This is a genomic window from Variovorax sp. Varisp53 (genome assembly GCF_059491555.1).
The window spans coordinates 4145157-4159980 of record NZ_CP168512.1; the positions used below are offsets into that span (position 1 = coordinate 4145157).

At 69.0% G+C, this 14824-nt stretch carries 15 protein-coding genes; 7 read left to right on the top strand and 8 right to left on the bottom strand.

Annotated elements, in window-relative coordinates; genetic code table 11:
* Positions 1 to 7: 7 nt before the first annotated feature.
* A complete protein-coding gene (locus tag ACEOAB_RS19445; protein WP_413748356.1) occupies positions 8 to 994 on the bottom strand; it encodes a tripartite tricarboxylate transporter substrate binding protein in 987 nt (328 codons plus the stop codon).
* Positions 995 to 1105: 111 nt separating this feature from the next.
* On the opposite strand from ACEOAB_RS19445, the gene ACEOAB_RS19450 reads away from it, so the two are divergent.
* Positions 1106 to 1933 carry a helix-turn-helix domain-containing protein gene (locus ACEOAB_RS19450; RefSeq protein ID WP_056589969.1) on the top strand — a complete coding sequence of 276 codons (828 nt, stop codon included), beginning with the start codon at positions 1106 to 1108 and terminating at the stop codon, positions 1931 to 1933.
* Positions 1934 to 1954: 21 nt separating this feature from the next.
* Here the strand turns inward: ACEOAB_RS19450 and ACEOAB_RS19455 are convergent, their stop codons facing one another.
* The gene (locus ACEOAB_RS19455; protein ID WP_056589967.1) at positions 1955 to 2611 is read right to left on the bottom strand and encodes a glutathione S-transferase; all 657 of its coding nucleotides are present in this window, start codon (positions 2609 to 2611) and stop codon (positions 1955 to 1957) included.
* An 81-nt stretch (positions 2612 to 2692) separates the two neighbouring features.
* Here ACEOAB_RS19455 and ACEOAB_RS19460 point away from each other — a divergent pair, with 81 nt between their 5' ends.
* A complete protein-coding gene (locus ACEOAB_RS19460; protein ID WP_413748354.1) occupies positions 2693 to 3910 on the top strand; it encodes a polyhydroxyalkanoate depolymerase in 1218 nt (405 codons plus the stop codon).
* Between the two features lie 5 nt (positions 3911 to 3915).
* Here ACEOAB_RS19460 and ACEOAB_RS19465 read toward each other — a convergent pair whose 3' ends face one another.
* A complete protein-coding gene (locus ACEOAB_RS19465; RefSeq protein WP_413748353.1) occupies positions 3916 to 4881 on the bottom strand; it encodes a LysR family transcriptional regulator in 966 nt (321 codons plus the stop codon).
* A gap of 86 nt (positions 4882 to 4967) precedes the next feature.
* Between ACEOAB_RS19465 and add the strand changes: the two genes are divergently transcribed.
* Positions 4968 to 6059: an adenosine deaminase gene (gene add / locus ACEOAB_RS19470; RefSeq protein ID WP_413748352.1), complete on the top strand. Its 1092-nt coding sequence runs from the start codon at positions 4968 to 4970 to the stop codon at positions 6057 to 6059.
* Between the two features lie 8 nt (positions 6060 to 6067).
* Positions 6068 to 7045 (top strand): Bug family tripartite tricarboxylate transporter substrate binding protein, encoded by a 978-nt coding sequence (locus ACEOAB_RS19475; RefSeq protein ID WP_495653051.1) that lies wholly within the window; start codon positions 6068 to 6070, stop codon positions 7043 to 7045.
* Between the two features lie 141 nt (positions 7046 to 7186).
* Here ACEOAB_RS19475 and ACEOAB_RS19480 read toward each other — a convergent pair whose 3' ends face one another.
* Positions 7187 to 7642, bottom strand: coding sequence for a CBS domain-containing protein (locus tag ACEOAB_RS19480; protein ID WP_056589951.1), 456 nt, complete (start codon positions 7640 to 7642; stop codon positions 7187 to 7189).
* A gap of 153 nt (positions 7643 to 7795) precedes the next feature.
* On the opposite strand from ACEOAB_RS19480, the gene ACEOAB_RS19485 reads away from it, so the two are divergent.
* Together ACEOAB_RS19485 and ACEOAB_RS19490 are read left to right on the top strand one after the other, a co-directional pair.
* Entirely contained in the window at positions 7796 to 9133 is a 1338-nt protein-coding gene (locus ACEOAB_RS19485) for an O-acetylhomoserine aminocarboxypropyltransferase (protein ID WP_056589948.1), read from the top strand.
* A gap of 326 nt (positions 9134 to 9459) precedes the next feature.
* Positions 9460 to 10266: an alpha/beta fold hydrolase gene (locus ACEOAB_RS19490; protein ID WP_056589944.1), complete on the top strand. Its 807-nt coding sequence runs from the start codon at positions 9460 to 9462 to the stop codon at positions 10264 to 10266.
* A gap of 7 nt (positions 10267 to 10273) precedes the next feature.
* Here ACEOAB_RS19490 and ACEOAB_RS19495 read toward each other — a convergent pair whose 3' ends face one another.
* The gene (locus tag ACEOAB_RS19495; RefSeq protein WP_413748350.1) at positions 10274 to 11263 is read right to left on the bottom strand and encodes a Bug family tripartite tricarboxylate transporter substrate binding protein; all 990 of its coding nucleotides are present in this window, start codon (positions 11261 to 11263) and stop codon (positions 10274 to 10276) included.
* Positions 11264 to 11271: 8 nt separating this feature from the next.
* Positions 11272 to 12699 (bottom strand): M20 family metallopeptidase, encoded by a 1428-nt coding sequence (locus tag ACEOAB_RS19500; RefSeq protein WP_413748349.1) that lies wholly within the window; start codon positions 12697 to 12699, stop codon positions 11272 to 11274.
* A 114-nt stretch (positions 12700 to 12813) separates the two neighbouring features.
* Between ACEOAB_RS19500 and ACEOAB_RS19505 the strand changes: the two genes are divergently transcribed.
* Positions 12814 to 13755, top strand: a complete 942-nt coding sequence (locus ACEOAB_RS19505) for a LysR family transcriptional regulator (protein WP_495653052.1) — start codon at positions 12814 to 12816, stop codon at positions 13753 to 13755.
* 9 nt (positions 13756 to 13764) lie between these two features.
* Here ACEOAB_RS19505 and ACEOAB_RS19510 read toward each other — a convergent pair whose 3' ends face one another.
* A complete protein-coding gene (locus ACEOAB_RS19510; protein WP_413748347.1) occupies positions 13765 to 14427 on the bottom strand; it encodes an NAD-dependent epimerase/dehydratase family protein in 663 nt (220 codons plus the stop codon).
* A gap of 12 nt (positions 14428 to 14439) precedes the next feature.
* The gene (locus tag ACEOAB_RS19515) at positions 14440 to 14823 is read right to left on the bottom strand and encodes a thioredoxin family protein (protein WP_056589928.1); all 384 of its coding nucleotides are present in this window, start codon (positions 14821 to 14823) and stop codon (positions 14440 to 14442) included.
* Between the last annotated feature and the right edge of the window lies 1 nt (position 14824).

Genomic DNA, 14824 nt, shown 5'->3' on the forward strand with positions numbered 1-14824 from the left:
CCTGTCTTCAATCGGCGCGGATGCCGAACTCGCGCACCAGCCGGCCGAAGCGCTGGTCGTCATCCGAGATCTGTTTGGCCAGAACGGCGGGCGCGCCGCCCACGGGTTCGATGCCGAGCGCGGCCATCCTGGCTTGCACGTCGGGCATCTTCAGGATCTCGTTGAAGTGTTTGTTGAGCGCCTGCACCACGTCGGCCGGCATCGCCTTCGGGCCGAGCAGGCCCATCCATGCGCTCACGTCGACGTCCTTGAAGCCCAGCTCGATGAAGGTCGGCACGTCGGGCATCAGCTTCGTGCGCTGGCGCTCCGCGACGGCGAGCGGGAGCAGCTTGCCGGCGGCGATGTGGCCCGCCACCGCGCCGGGCGTGATCCAGCCCACGCTGACGTGGCCGCCCAGCGTGTCGTTCACCACCGGCGCCACGCCGCGATACGGCGCGTGCGTGGCCGAGATGCCCGCGTCCTTGTTGAGCAGCTCGCCCGCGATGTGCATCGGCGAGCCCGCGCCCGGCGTGCCGTAGGTGAAGGTCTTGCCGGCCTTCGCGCCGGCCACGAGCTGCGCCACGCTCTGGATGCCGGTCGCAGGCGCGGTGACCAGCAGCAACGGGATGTTGCCTGTCTTCACGATGGGCGTGAAGTCCTTCACCACGTCATGCGCCACGCCGGGACCGGTCTTCAGCACATGCTGCGCGATCGGAAAGGTGCTGGGCGTGAACAGCAGCGTGTAGCCGTCGGCCTGCGCCTTGGCGACCCACACGTTGCCGATCATGCCGCTCGCGCCGGGCCGGTTGTCGACAAGCACCGGCTGGCCGACGCGCTGCGACAGCTTCTCGGCATAGGTCCGCGCGATGGCGTCGGTGTCACCGCCCGCCGGGTAGGCCACGACGATGGTGATGGGCTTCGTGGGCCAGGCCTGCGCCATGGCCGCCGTGGCGGCGCATAGCGAAAGAACGGCTGCAACAGCGGCACGGGCCGCGTTCCGGGTATGAAACAACATGCTCTTTTTCCTTCTCGGTGGGACGACGTTGGGGTCGAACGCACTGTAGGAACGAGGTCGCGCGGCCAGAAGATATAGTTTCACTGAGTGAACCTTTTTCTGGAGGCCCGCATGTCGGACACCATGGGCACGCAGAGCGTGAAGTCGATCGATGCGCTGCGCCGCGGGCTCGACGTGATGCTGGCCATCCAGCGATCATCGGCCGTGACGCTGCAGGAGCTGCACCGGCAGACCGGCCTGTCGAAGGCCACGCTGCTGCGCATCCTTAAGACGCTGCAGCAGGCGGGCTGGGTCGAGCGCAGCGAGCACGACAAGCGCTATGTGCCCGCGTCGGCCACCGGCCAATCGGGGCCCACGGCGGCATGGCGCACGCGGCTGTCGGCACTGGCGGCGCCCGCGCGCGCCACGCTGCAGCGGCTGGTGCCCTGGCCCATCGACCTGGGCGTGCGCGACGGTACGGCCATGCTCATCCTCGACACCGACCGCCCGCGCAACGGGCTGGCGGTCAACTACCGCGCGCTGGGCTTCCGGCCGCCGATGCTGCTGTCGTCTCTGGGCCGCTGCTACCTGTCGTTCTGCCCCGAGGAAGAGCGGCGCGAGATCCTCGCCGCGCTGGCGCGCTCGCCGAACGACTTCGACCGCGGCGCGCGGCGACCCGAGAACGTCCGCCGCATGGTGGCGCACGCGCGCGACCTGGGCTACGTGGCGCGCGATCCCACCTCGACCAGTCTGGATTCGCCCGACCGCTTCGGCGCGGTGTCGGTGCCGCTGCGGCATGAAGACCAGGTGGTGGGCTGCCTCAGCTGCGCCTGGCTGCCGGCGGTGAAGAGCGAGCGCGAGATCGTGTCCGCCCACCTTGCCGACATGCAGCAGGCCGCGCAGAACATCGAGCGCAAGCTGGCGCAGGCCGGCTTCGCGCCGCCGCCCGCCAATGAATGAAGTGCGAGGCGGGGACGGAGTTCAGAACTCCGCATCCAGCTCGTCGATCTCGTCGGGCTCCTGCTTCGCCGCAGCCACCCATTCCTTCATGGCCGGCAGTTCCATCACCCGCTTGCAGTAGGTCGCGCACACGCTGTCCAGCGCCACGTCGTAGCTCAGGAAACGCGTGACCACCGGCGCGTACATCGCATCGGCCACGCCCGGCTGCTTGCCGAACAGAAAAGGGCCGCCGTAGGCCTTGAAGCATTCGCGCCAGATGGCGACGATGCGGTCGATGTCGGCCTGCGCGCGCGACCACACCTTGAAGTTCTTGAAATGGGCCTTGATGTTCATCGGCAGCGCGCCGCGCATCGATGAAAAGCCCGAATGCATCTCGCCGCAGATGGCGCGGCAGTGGGCACGGGCGGCGATGTCGTCGGGCAGCAGGCCGGCCTTGGGCTTGATCTCGTTGAGGTACTCGCCGATGGCCAGCGTGTCCCACACCTTCACGCCGCCGTGCTGCAGCGAGGGCACCAGCATCGACGAAGACAGCAGCAGCATCTCGGCCTTCATGGCCGGGTCGTCGGGCGGAATGACCTTCTCGCTGAAGTCCAGCCCGGCCAGCCTGCACATCAGCCAGCCGCGCAGCGCCCACGCGCCGTAGTTCTTGCTGCTGATGGTGAGAACGGGTTTGGCCATCGTCTAGCTCCTTGGGCTTTGCGCAGTTGCGTGCAAGCGCCATGCCATGCGGCTGGCCCGCAACTTGCCTGCTCGAGACCCATGCTGTACCGGGCCTACCAGAACCAAGCCGACCTGCTCTCTCCGGCGCGGCTCGCGGCGCAGTACCTGGGCCAGGCCCTTTGGAAGGAAGGCACCGAACGCACCATGATGCGGCGCATGGCCGCGCAGTTCGAGGTGTTCTCGCGCATGCGGCTGACCCACACGCGGCCCGACTACGGCATCCACAGCGTGGTTTCCGATGGCGCCGAGGTGGCCGTGCACGAGGAGAAAGCCCTCGTCTCGCCCTTCGGCACCCTGCTGCACTTCCGCAAGATCACCGATGCGGTGCATCCGCCGGTTCTGCTGGCCGCACCGTTGTCGGGCCATTTCGCCACGCTGCTGCGCGAAACGGTGCGCACCCTGCTGCGCGACCACGACGTGTACCTGACCGACTGGCACAACGCGCGCGACGTGCCGCTGTGGCATGGCGGCTTCGGGCTGGACGACTACACGCTGCAGCTCATCGGCTTCCTGGAGGCCGTGGGCCCGGGCGTGCACATGGTGGCGGTATGCCAGCCCTGCGTGGCCGCGCTGGCCGCCACCGCGCTGATGGCCGAGGACGACAACCCCGCCACGCCGCGCAGCCTGACGCTGATGGCCGGCCCGGTCGATTGCCGCATCAACCCGACCGCCGTGAACAAGCTCGCCACCGACCGGCCCATCGACTGGTTCAGGCGCAACCTCATCAGCCACGTGCCGTGGCCGCACGCCGGCATGATGCGGCGCGTGTACCCGGGCTTCCTGCAGCTCTCGGCCTTCATGAGCATGAACCCCGAGCGGCACAAGAAGCAGTTCCAGGACATGTACAGCCACCTGGTCGAGGGCGACGTCGAGAAGGCCCGCACCATCGGCACCTTCTACGACGAGTACCTGGCGGTGAACGACCTGCCCGCCGAGTTCTACCTGGAGACGGTGGAGCGCGTGTTCCAGACCTACGACCTGCCGCTGGGCAAGCTCACCGTGGGCGAGCGCACCGTGAACCCGGCGGCCATCCGCCGCACCGCGCTGCTCACGGTGGAAGGCGAGCGCGACGACATCTGCGCCGTGGGCCAGACGGTGGCGGCGCAAGACCTGTGCACGGGCATACGGCCCTACCTCAAGGCGCACCACCTGCAGGCCGGCGTCGGGCACTACGGCGTGTTCAGCGGCAGCAAGTGGAACGCGCAGATCTACCCGCGCGTGCGCGAGACGATCCACGCCGCGGCCGAGCTGGGCTGAATTGACTACGGTTGACGCCGCGCCCGCGTGCCCTTGCCGCTCACGCGCCGCACCGTCGCTTCGCCGGCCTGCGGCAGGCGCTCGCGCAGGAAGGCAATGAGTTCCTGCGCCACCACGTTGCGCATCGGCCCCGGCAGGTAGGCCAGCACCACGCGGCGCTCGATGCGCGGCTTCAGCAGCGGCACCACGGCCAGTTCGGGGTCGCGCAGCGACGAGGTGTACAGGCGCGGCATCAGCCCCAGCGCCTGTCCGCTGCGCACCAGCGCATAGAGCGTCTCGGAATAGCTCACCCGATACGGCTCCGCACCCTGCGCGAACTGCGCGCGCGCCGGGTTGCCCAGCGCTGGCATGCTGCCGCTTTCGAACAGCACCAGCCGCTCGCTGCCGATGGCCTCCCAGTTCGCGCCGCCGGCCGCGGCCAGTGCGTGGTCGCGCCGCACCACCAGCACCAGCGGGTCGCGGAACAGGTCGATGCAGGTCAAGCCGCCCGGCGGCTCGGTGATCGCGGCCACCGCCATGTCGATCTGGCCGCTGCGCAGTTCGGCCAGCAGCGTGTTCGAGGGCGCGTCGCGCCAGGCCAGTTCCACCTCGCGCTCGCCGCCACTCTTGAGGAATTCGCTGGCCGCCGCCGCCACGCGCGCGCTGGCCGAGGGAATCACGCCGATGCGCACGAAGGCGCGGCCGCGCTGCACCGTGCTCTCGATGTCGCGCAGTGCCACTTCGAAGGTGTTGACGAGAAAGTCGGTGCGCGCCAGCACTTCGGCGCCCACGGGCGTGAGTTCGAGCCGGTGGGTGGAACGCGTCAGCAGTTCGGCGCCGAGCAGCTTTTCCATCTGCTTGATGGCGTTGCTCAAAGCCGGCTGCGTGATGGCCAGCCTGCGGGCCGCGCGGCCGAACTGGCCTTCTTCCACCAGCACCGAGAAGAACTGCAGCTGGCGCAGCGTGAGCGCACGCAGGGGCAAGGCGGCCATGGGCACTTCCGGTTATTGATTCAGCGAATCAAATTATAGAAATTCAAAATTTTCCTTATGAGGCTGCCGTTACTAGACTGGTCCGCATGACCAGCCCCACCCCTGCCCCGCTCACGCTGGAATCGATGCTCCGCGCCATCCCCAAGGCCGAGCTGCATTGCCACCTGTTCGGCACGGTGCGCCACGAAACATTCAAGCAGCTCAACCAGCGCGCGGGCTCGCCGCTGGCGGCCGACGAGATCGAGGGCTTCTACACGCGCGGCGAAAAACCGGTCGGCGTGCTGCGCGTGCTGCGCGCGCTCGACGCCCAGCTGGTGCGCAGCGCCGGCGACCTCTACCAGCTCACGCTCGAATACCTGCAGGACGCGGCCGCCCACAACGTGCGCTACGCCGAGTTCTTCTGGAACCCGACCGGCACGGTGCACGCCTCGGGCATTGCCTATTCGCTCGCACAAGGCGCCATCGTGCGCGCCATCCACGATGCGCAGCAGGAGTTCGGCATCGTCGGCCGCCTCATCGCAGCCATCGACCGCGAAGCCAGCCCCGAGGCCGCCGTGGAGATGGTCGAATGGGTCAAGGCGCACCGCTGCGAGGAGGTGATCGGCATCGGCATCGACTACCGCGAGGTCGACCGCCCGCCGGAGCTCTTCGCCCAGGCTTATGCCGACGCGAAGAAGGCCGGCCTCAAGACCACCGCCCACGCAGGCGAGTTCGGCATGCCCTGGACCAACGTGCGCACCGCGCTCGACGATCTGAAGGTCGACCGCATCGACCACGGCTACACGGTGGTCGACCAGCCCGACTACGCACGCCGGTGCGCCGAGCGCGGCGTGATCTTCACCGTAGTGCCCACCAACTCGTACTACCTGCGCACGCTGGCGCCCGAGCGCTGGGCGCTGGACCATCCGATCCGCCGCATGCCCGGCCTGGGCCTGCGCATCCACCCCAACACCGACGACCCGACGCTGCACAAGGTCACGCCCACGCAAGCCTGGCTGATGATGGTGCGCGACTTCGGCTTCGGCCTGGACGACCTGCGCGGCTTCATGCACAACGGCCTCGACGGCGCGTGGATCGACGACACGCAGCGCCGCGCATGGCGAGCGCAGTGGAGCGATGAATTCGATTCGCTGCGCGCCCGCCTCGACACAGAACCCACTCCCTCCACCCACGGATGACCCACGCCATGAATACGCCCCGCCGCCTGCTTCTCGCCGTCGCGCTCTGCACCGCCCTGCCCACTGTGGCCCTCGCGCAGGCGTGGCCCTCGGCCAAGCCCATCACGCTGATCGTGCCCTTCACGGCCGGCGGCAGCGTGGACGTGAACGCGCGCCTCGTGGCCCAGCGCCTCGGCGAGCGGCTCAAGCAGTCGGTGGTGGTCGAGAACGTGGCCGGCGCGGGTGGCGCCATCGGCGTGGCCAAGGCCGTGAACGCGGCGCCCGACTGCTACACGCTGGTGGCGGGGCCCGACAGCGCCATCGCCATCGGCAAGCTGGTGAACCCCTCGGCCTTCCGCTTCGATCCGCTGAAAGACCTGGCGCCGGTGGGCCTGCTCAACACCGCGCCGATGGTGCTGGTGGCGCGGCCCGGCCTGGAGGCCCAGACCTTCGGCGACTTCGTGAAGCTCGCGAAGGCCAAGCCCGGCAAGTACAACTACGCGACCTCGGGCGTGGGCACCGTGCTGCAGCTCGCCATGGAGCTGCTGAAGGAACGCAGCGGCATCTTCGTCACGCACGTGCCCTACCGCGGCGGCGCGCAGATCGCCACCGACGTGATCGGCGACCAGGTCGACCTGGCGATGCTGGTCAGCACCAGCGCCATCCCGCACGTGAACGGCAAGCGCCTGAAGGCGCTCGGCATCACCGGCAGCAAGCGGCTGGCCGCGCTGCCCAACGTGCCCACCTTCGACGAGATGCCCGGCCTCAAGGGCTTCGACATGGTGAGCTGGACCGGCATCTTCGCGCCCGCGAAGACACCGCCTGCGGTGGTCGCGCAGATCAACCGCGAGCTCAACGCGGTGCTGCAGGAAGAAGGCGTGCGCAGCAAGCTCGTGGAGCAAGGCGCGCTGCCGGGCAGCGGCACGGCCGAGTCATTCGAGAAGTTCGTGCAGGCCGAGTACGCCCGCAACCAGAAGATCGTGCAGACCGCCAACATCAAGGAATAGGCAGGGCTCGCCCCCAGGCTGCGCGGCACTTCGTGTCCGCTTCGCCTACCCCCCGCCGGGGGCAACACCTGAGGCCCGGCGAAGCCGGTTCCTCGGTGTTCTCGCATGGCACCGGGCGTTGCACCTGGCACCACATCCGAATCAACCGGTCTTGCTCTCGTCTTCCGCGGGCCAGTCGCGGATGTAGGCCTTGAGCATCTTGTTCTCGAAGTTCTGGCTGTCCACCACGGCCTTGGCCACGTCGTAGAAGCTGATCACGCCCATCAGCATGCGCTTGTCCATCACGGGCATGTAGCGCGCGTGGCGCTCCAGCATGATGCGGCGGATTTCGTCGAGGTCGGTTTCCAGGGTGCAGGTAACCGGAGCGTCGTCCATGGCCTTGCGCACGAGCGTGGTGCCGATCTGGCCGCCGTTGTTGACGACGGCAACGATCACTTCGCGAAAGGTGAGCATGCCGACCAGGTCGCCGTGCTCCATGACCACCAGCGAACCGATGTCCTTTTCCGCCATGGTGTTGGCGGCTTCTGCCAGCAGGTCGTCTGGCGTGATGGTGAAGAGCGTATTGCCCTTGACGCGAAGGATGTCGCTGACTTTCATCGTTTGCTCCTCTCGGACTTCTATCTCGGCGGCGTGCCGATTTGAATATAGCCCACAATCGACGCCGACCTGAGCGCCCATGTCGCAGACGCATGAATTGCAGACGTAACGGGGCATTGCCAGGAGACAACGCTCAGCCACAGAAAGGCCCTCATGCCCGGTTATTCCGACCCCGGTTTCGACACCCTCGCGCTGCACGCCGGCGCCGCGCCCGACCCCACGACCGGCGCGCGGGCGGTGCCGATCCACCTGACCACCTCCTTCGTCTTCGAGTCGAGCGACCACGCGGCCGCCCTGTTCAACCTGGAGCGCGCGGGCCATGTGTACTCGCGCATCAGCAACCCGACCAACGCGGTCCTGGAGCAGCGCGTGTCGGCGCTCGAGGGCGGCATCGGCGCCATCGCCACCGCCAGCGGGCAGGCGGCGCTGCACCTGTCGGTGGCCACGCTGATGGGCGCCGGCTCGCACATCGTGGCCAGCACGGCGCTGTACGGCGGCTCGCAGAACCTGCTGCACTACACGATGCGCCGCTTCGGCATAACCACCACCTTCGTGAAGCCCGGCGACCTCGACGCCTGGCGCGCCGCGGTGCGGCCCGAAACCAAGCTGTTCTTCGGCGAGACCGTGGGCAACCCGGGCCTGGACGTGCTCGACATCCCGGCCGTGAGCGACATCGCCCACGAAGCCGGCGTGCCGCTGCTGGTCGACTCCACGCTCACCTCGCCCTATCTCATCAAGCCCTTCGACTGGGGCGCCGACCTGGTCTACCACTCGGCCACCAAGTTCCTGTCGGGCCACGGCACCGTCATCGGCGGCGTGGTGGTGGACGGCGGCAGCTTCGACTGGGAGAAGGCATCACGAAGCGCTGCCGATGGCAGCGCGGGCAAATTCGCCGAGCTGACGCAGGCCTACGACGGCTTTCACAACATGGTGTTCAGCGAGGAAAGCACCGTCGGCGCCTTCCTGCTGCGCGCCCGCCGAGAAGGCCTGCGCGACTTCGGCGCCTCGATGAGCCCGCACACGGCGTGGCTGATCCTGCAGGGCATCGAGACGCTGCCGCTGCGCATGGAGCGCCACATCGACAACACGCAGAAGGTGGTCGAATTTCTTTCGAGCCATCCTTTCGTGTCGCGTGTGGGGCATCCGCTGATCGAATCGCACCCGAGCCATGCGCTTGCGCAAAAGCTGCTGCGCCACGGCGCGAAGGGCGCAGGCGCGGTGTTCAGCTTCGACATCAAGGGCAGCCGCGCGCAGGGCAAGGCCTTCATCGAGGCGCTGAAGCTGTTCAGCCACCTCGCCAACGTGGGCGACTGCCGCAGCCTGGTGATCCACCCGGCGAGCACCACGCACTTCCGCATGACCGACGAGGCGCTGGCGGGCGCGGGCATCTCGCAGGGGACGATCCGGCTGTCGATCGGGCTCGAAGATCCGGCTGACCTGATCGACGACCTGAAGCGTGCACTTAAAGCTGCGGAAAAGGCGGGGACTTGAGATGGGACGCTGTGTTTCGATTCGGCGCGGTTCGGGGGGCGATCACGCCGACGGAGTACCTTGCTCCGCGAATGTCCTCCGGCCTGCGGCCTCCCCCTTTATTTCGCTGCGCAAGGCACCCCATCGGCGTGATCAATGGACGCGGCGGTTGATCGGCCAGCACAAGAGCTGCGCCCATCGTGCACAGGGCATCGGGTGCTCCCCGCAGCGAAATAAAGGAGGAGCCCGAAGGGCGGGGGACATTCGCGGAGGGGAGTACCCGGTGGCCTGTACACGCACCCCGAACCCAGGCGCTCCCAGAACCGAACACCCGGCGGAAAACTGAAATGAACTACACCGTCAACAGCCACACAAGCTACTGCTACACCGGCGGCAAGCCCTTCGATGCAGCCAAGCCCACCGTCGTCTTCATCCACGGCGTACTCAACGATCACAGCGTGTGGATCCTGCAGAGCCGCTGGTTCGCCAACCACGGCTGGAACGTGCTCGCGGTCGACCTGCCCGGCCATTGCAAGAGCGACGGCCCGCCGCCCGCGAGCGTCGAGGACGCTGCGCAGTTCGTTATTGCCCTGCTCGACGCGGCCGGCGTGCAAAAGGCCGCGCTCGTTGGCCACAGCTTCGGCTCGCTGATCGCGCTCGAAACGGCTTCGCGTGCGCCCGAGCGAATCACGCACCTCGCGATGGTCGGCACCGCCTACCCGATGGCGGTGTCGCCTGCGCTACTCGACGGCGCGCTGAACGACCCGCAGCGCGCCATCGCGATGGTCAACACCTTCTCGCATTCGCTGCTCGCCCCCCCGCCCTCCTCGCTCGGCCCCGGCACCTGGCTCTACGGCAGCTCGCGCGCGCTGATGCGGCGCGTGCTCGCGAGCAACCGCGAGGCGAACGTGTTCCACGTCGGCTTCAAGGCCTGCAACGACTACGCCAACGGCGAGGCCGCGATGGAGAAAGTGCAGTGCCCGGTGCTGTTCCTGCTCGGCGATGCCGACCAGATGACGCCGCCGCGCGCCACCAAGGCGCTGGTCGGCAAGGCCCGCAACGCCAAGGTGGTGACGGTGCACGCCGGCCACTCGCTGATGAGCGAGGCGCCCGACGCGGTGCTGTTCGCGCTGCGCGACTTCGCGGCGTCGTAGCGCCGGCCTATTCCGCCGCGATGCCCGCGCGGTGCGCCAGCGCGCGGTAGCGTGAAATCTCGCCCTCCATCTGCGCGCGGAACGCCGCCGCGCCGATGGCCACCGGCTCCATGCCTTGTGCACGCAACTGCGCCTGCAGCGCCGCGTTGCCCATGGCCGCGGTGACGGCGCGGGCGAGCTTGTCGATCACCGGCACCGGAGTGCGTGCCGGCGCGGCAAAGCCGTACCAGGCGTCGAAGGTGGCGTCGGGCAGGCCCAGCTCGGCCAGCGTACGCACCTCGGGCAGCGTGCTGGAGCGTGTCGCGCCCACGATGCCCAGCGCGCGCAGCTTGCCCGAACGCACGTGCGGCGCCACGGCGGCCACGGTGTCGATGGCGATCTCGACCTCGCCACCGATCACCGCCAGCGCGCTCTGGCTGCTGCCCTTGTACGGAATGTCCTGCAGCTGGATGCCCGCAGCCAGCGCGAACAGTTCGCCCGACAGATGCGGCCCCGAGCCCGAGCCGAAGGTGGCGTAGCGAATGCTCCTGGGCTTGGCCTTGGCCGCCGCGACCAGCTCCGGCAGCGATTGCCAGGGCTGGCCCTTGCCCACCACCAGCACCAGCGGCGTGCGCGCCACGATGGCGATGGGCGCGAGATCGCGCACCGTATCGTAGGGCAGCTTGGCGCGCAGGGCCGGGTTCACGCTGAAGCTGGTGGAGCCCGACAGCAGCAGCGTGTAGCCGTCTGGCGCGGCCTTGGCGACCGCGTCGGTGCCGATGATGGTGGAGGCGCCGGGTTTGTTGTCGATCACGATGGGCTGGCCGAGCTGTTCCGACAGCGTCTGCCCCATCGCCCGCGCGACCAGGTCGGTGCCGCCGCCCGGTGGAAAGGGCACCACCAGCCTGATGGGCCGTTCGGGCCAGGTGCCCTGCGCGAAGGCGGGCGTGTGGAGGCCCGCGACGGCGGAAGCGGAAAGCAGCAGGCCGAAGCGGCGACGGGAGATGGCGATGTCCATGGTGCGTGTCAGGAGAGAGTGGAAGCGGATTGCGAAAGCCGGCCGGCGGCCCACGGCGCGAGGCCCGGCTCGCCCAGGTCCCAGTACAGGCCGGCCATGATCTGCAGGCCCTCGCGCGCCAGCGGCGCGAGCAGGTGCTCGTTGGGCGCGTGCTGCGCGCAGGCCGGGTACGAGTGCGGCACCCACAGCGTGGGCAGCCCCAGCAGGTCGGCGAAGACGTCGTTGGGCAGGGAGCCGGCGAGGTTGGGCAGCAGGTCGAGGCGCTGGCCGCTGCTCCTTTCGATGGACTGGCGCGCCCAGCCCACCCACGGGTTCTCGACATCGAGCCGCGTGGCCGCACCGGTCAGCGTGATCTGCACTTCGACCTGGCGGAAGCCGTGTGCATCGAGGTGCGCGCGCACGATCTGCTGCAGGTCCTGCCACGGCGTACCGACCACGAAGCGCAGCTGGCAATGCGCCACGGCCTCCGAGGGAATGGCGTTGACCGGCCGCGTCGCGGAGCCCGCACCGAGTGCCAGCACCTCAATGGTGTTCCAGGCCACCAGCCGCTCGGCCGGGCTCAGGCCGGGCTCGCCCCAGCCCTCGTCGACCTCGGGGTCGTCCGCGCCGCCGCCGATGGCGATGCTGGCCAGCGCATCGCGCACCGCCTGCGTCACGGGCGGCGGGCGCAGCGCCTCGACCAGGATGCGGCCGCGCGCATCCACCAGCGAGGCCACAGCGTGGCTGAGCACCGTGCCCGGGTTGACCAGCACGCCGCCCCAGTTGCCCGAGTGGTAGCCGCGAGGCCGGGCGCGCAGCCGCAGGCTGAAGTTGACCGCGCCACGCGAGCCGAGGAACAGCGTGGGCCGCTGCGCGCTCACGCGCGGGCCGTCGCTGGCGATGAACAGGTCGGCGCGCAGCTTGTCGCGCTCCTGCGCACACACCGCATGCAGGCCGGGCGAGGCGGCCTCTTCGCCCATCTCGACCAGCCACGTCACGTTGTAGCCCAGGCGCCCGCCGCGCGCCTCGATCGCAGCTGCAAGGCCGCCGAGGTTGATGCTGTGCTGGCCCTTGTTGTCGGCCGTGCCGCGGCCGTACCAGCGCTCGCCGCGCACCGTGAGCGCCCATGGCGCCAGGCCTTCTTCCCAGTGCGCGTCCTGCCCGCTGACCACGTCGCCGTGGCCGTAGGTCATCACCGTGAGCAGGGCCGGGTCCTCGATGCGGCGCGCGATGAGGAAGGGCCCGCCGCCGGGTACCGGATTGGCGATCACCTCGCAGGCGAAGCCCAGCGCCGCGAGCGGCGGCACCAGCTCCTCGCGCAGGTAGGCCTCCAGGGCGGGCGTAGCGGCGCCGGTGTCGCTTTCGGTGCGGAAGGCGACGCGGCGCTGGAGGTCGGCGAAGAAGCTGCCTGCGTCGAAGTAGGCGGCGGCAGCGGCCAGGCTGTCTGTGCGTTGCATGAAGGGTTTCCTTGTCTGTCCATCGGGTGCAGCAAGTACAAGGCCTGCGGGCCGATGCTTCCAGCATCGTTTTGGCAAGCTACCATTGCCTTGAAGGCAACACCCCCGGCCGCCATGACGACGCTCCCCCTCCTCAGCATTCCGATGCGCCACTTTCTCGAAGTGGCGCGCCGCCGCTCGGTCAACCAGGCCGCGGCGCGACTGTTCGTCGCGTCGTCGGCGGTGAGCCGGCAGATCGCCAAGCTCGAAGACAGCCTGGGCACGCCGCTGTTCGAGCGGCACGCGCGCGGCATGGCACTGACCGCCGCCGGCGAGCGGCTGGCGGCGCACCTGCGCAATGCGCAGCTCGACATCGAGCAGGTCGTCGAACAGGTGCGCGACCTGGGCGGGCAAGGCGCGCGGCGCATCCGCATGGCCTGCACGGAAGGCTTCGCGGGACACTTCATGCCGCTGGTGATGCGCAGCTTCGAAACCGCGCACCCGGGCTGCCAGCTCGAACTGCACGTGGGCTCGCCCGACGGCGTGAGCGCGCTGCTGGCGCGCGGCGAGACCGACATCGCCCTCAAGTACGTGGTGGCGCCGGAGCCGGGCCTGAAGGTCGAGCACTCGGCCACCGCGCCCGTGTATGCCGTGCTGCGGCCCGACCATCCGCTGGCGCGGCAGCGCGTGGTGTCGGTGGCCGATGCGGTGCGCTACCCGCTGGCCGTGGGCGACAAGGGCGTTACCGCGCGCCAGCTGTTCGACCAGGCCTGCAGCCTGCAGGGGCTGCAGTACCACGCGATCTTCGTGAGCAATTTCTCGTCGGTGCTGCTGCCGCTGCTGCGCACGCCCGACGTGATGCTTTCGGGCCATCTCACGGTGATGCACCTGATCGACGCGGGCACCGTGGTAGCTAGGCCCTTCGCGGAAGCGCCGCTGCAGCAGCGGCAATTGCAGGTGCTGGCGCTCGAAGGCCGCACGCTGCCGCCGCTGGCGCAGGACTTCGTCGAGCACCTGGTAGGCGCGATCACCAGCGCGGGCCGGCGCAAGCTCGGCCGCGCGCGGGCCGCCGCCTGAAGAAGAAGCTCAACCGAGCGCGTTGATGTCCGCCGGGTCGAGCAGCACCTTCGGTGCGCCGTTGCGCGCCACCGCCAGCATCGCGCGGCCGACCTTCTCGGTGGTCGTCACCCGGTTCGGCCACAGGCGATAGGCCAGCCCGAGCACGGGCTTGAGCACGAAGATGGCGGCGTCGTACAGCGGCGTCTTCGAGCGCACGCCATGCATCGGCTGGATCATGCCGGGGCGAAACATGTAGGCCGCCTTGAACGGCAGGCGCAGCAGGGCGTTCTCGGTCGCGCCCTTCACGCGTGCCCACATGCTGCTGCCGCGCTCGCTGCTGTCGGTGCCGGCGCCCGTCACGTAGGTGAAGGTCATGCCCGGGTTGAGCCGCGCGAGCACGGTGGCGGCGGCCAGCGTCAGGTCGTAGGTGATGCGCTTGTACTCGGGCTCCTTCATGCCGACCGACGACACGCCGAGGCAGAAGAAGCAGGCGTCGAAGCCCTGAAGCTGCGACTCGATGGCGGCGTAGTCGTACATATCCTTGTGGACCAGGTCGCGCAACTTCGTGTGCTGCTGCCCCGTGGGGTTGCGACCGATGGCGACGACGCTCTCGACATCGGGCGCGAGCAGGCACTCGCGCAGCACGCCCTGCCCCACCATGCCGGTGGCGCCAAAAATCAGGATCTTCATGGGAGGCTCCGGTCAGACCGCGAAGACAGCCGGCTTCTTGTTCAGCACCGCCAGCAGCAGGTCGACGTCGAGGCTCGAGGGCTTCGGCGGCTGCAGCGCGGAGAGCATGCGCGACAGCGTCTCGGCATGCGGCAGCAGCGGGCCGAGAAAACGTGTGCCGTCGGCACCCGCGACCAGCAGGGTCGGGAAGGTCTCGACGTCGAAGGCATCGGCGATGTCGGCGTGGTCCTCGATGTCGACCCACGCAAAGCGGAACTGCGGATGCGCGCGCGCCACCTGTTCGAGCAGCGGCCGGTAGTCGCGGCAGGTGCCGCACCATTCGGCGCACAGGCACACGACCCACGGCGCATCGCTGGCCGGCTCGGCGGATTCGGGGTTGCTTGGAAGGGCGCTCAAG

Bases quoted from the DNA above. Each gene is read 5' to 3' on its own strand.
- ACEOAB_RS19450 (WP_056589969.1), top strand. From the start codon at position 1,106: ATGTCGGACACCATGGGCACGCAGAGCGTGAAGTCGATCGATGCGCTG.
- ACEOAB_RS19465 (WP_413748353.1), bottom strand. From the start codon at position 4,881: ATGGCCGCCTTGCCCCTGCGTGCGCTCACGCTGCGCCAGCTGCAGTTC.
- add (WP_413748352.1), top strand. From the start codon at position 4,968: ATGACCAGCCCCACCCCTGCCCCGCTCACGCTGGAATCGATGCTCCGC.
- ACEOAB_RS19445 (WP_413748356.1), bottom strand. From the start codon at position 994: ATGTTGTTTCATACCCGGAACGCGGCCCGTGCCGCTGTTGCAGCCGTT.
- ACEOAB_RS19495 (WP_413748350.1), bottom strand. From the start codon at position 11,263: ATGGACATCGCCATCTCCCGTCGCCGCTTCGGCCTGCTGCTTTCCGCT.
- ACEOAB_RS19510 (WP_413748347.1), bottom strand. From the start codon at position 14,427: ATGAAGATCCTGATTTTTGGCGCCACCGGCATGGTGGGGCAGGGCGTG.
- ACEOAB_RS19480 (WP_056589951.1), bottom strand. From the start codon at position 7,642: ATGAAAGTCAGCGACATCCTTCGCGTCAAGGGCAATACGCTCTTCACC.
- ACEOAB_RS19490 (WP_056589944.1), top strand. From the start codon at position 9,460: ATGAACTACACCGTCAACAGCCACACAAGCTACTGCTACACCGGCGGC.
- ACEOAB_RS19455 (WP_056589967.1), bottom strand. From the start codon at position 2,611: ATGGCCAAACCCGTTCTCACCATCAGCAGCAAGAACTACGGCGCGTGG.
- ACEOAB_RS19505 (WP_495653052.1), top strand. From the start codon at position 12,814: ATGACGACGCTCCCCCTCCTCAGCATTCCGATGCGCCACTTTCTCGAA.
- ACEOAB_RS19460 (WP_413748354.1), top strand. From the start codon at position 2,693: ATGCTGTACCGGGCCTACCAGAACCAAGCCGACCTGCTCTCTCCGGCG.
- ACEOAB_RS19500 (WP_413748349.1), bottom strand. From the start codon at position 12,699: ATGCAACGCACAGACAGCCTGGCCGCTGCCGCCGCCTACTTCGACGCA.
- ACEOAB_RS19475 (WP_495653051.1), top strand. From the start codon at position 6,068: ATGAATACGCCCCGCCGCCTGCTTCTCGCCGTCGCGCTCTGCACCGCC.
- ACEOAB_RS19485 (WP_056589948.1), top strand. From the start codon at position 7,796: ATGCCCGGTTATTCCGACCCCGGTTTCGACACCCTCGCGCTGCACGCC.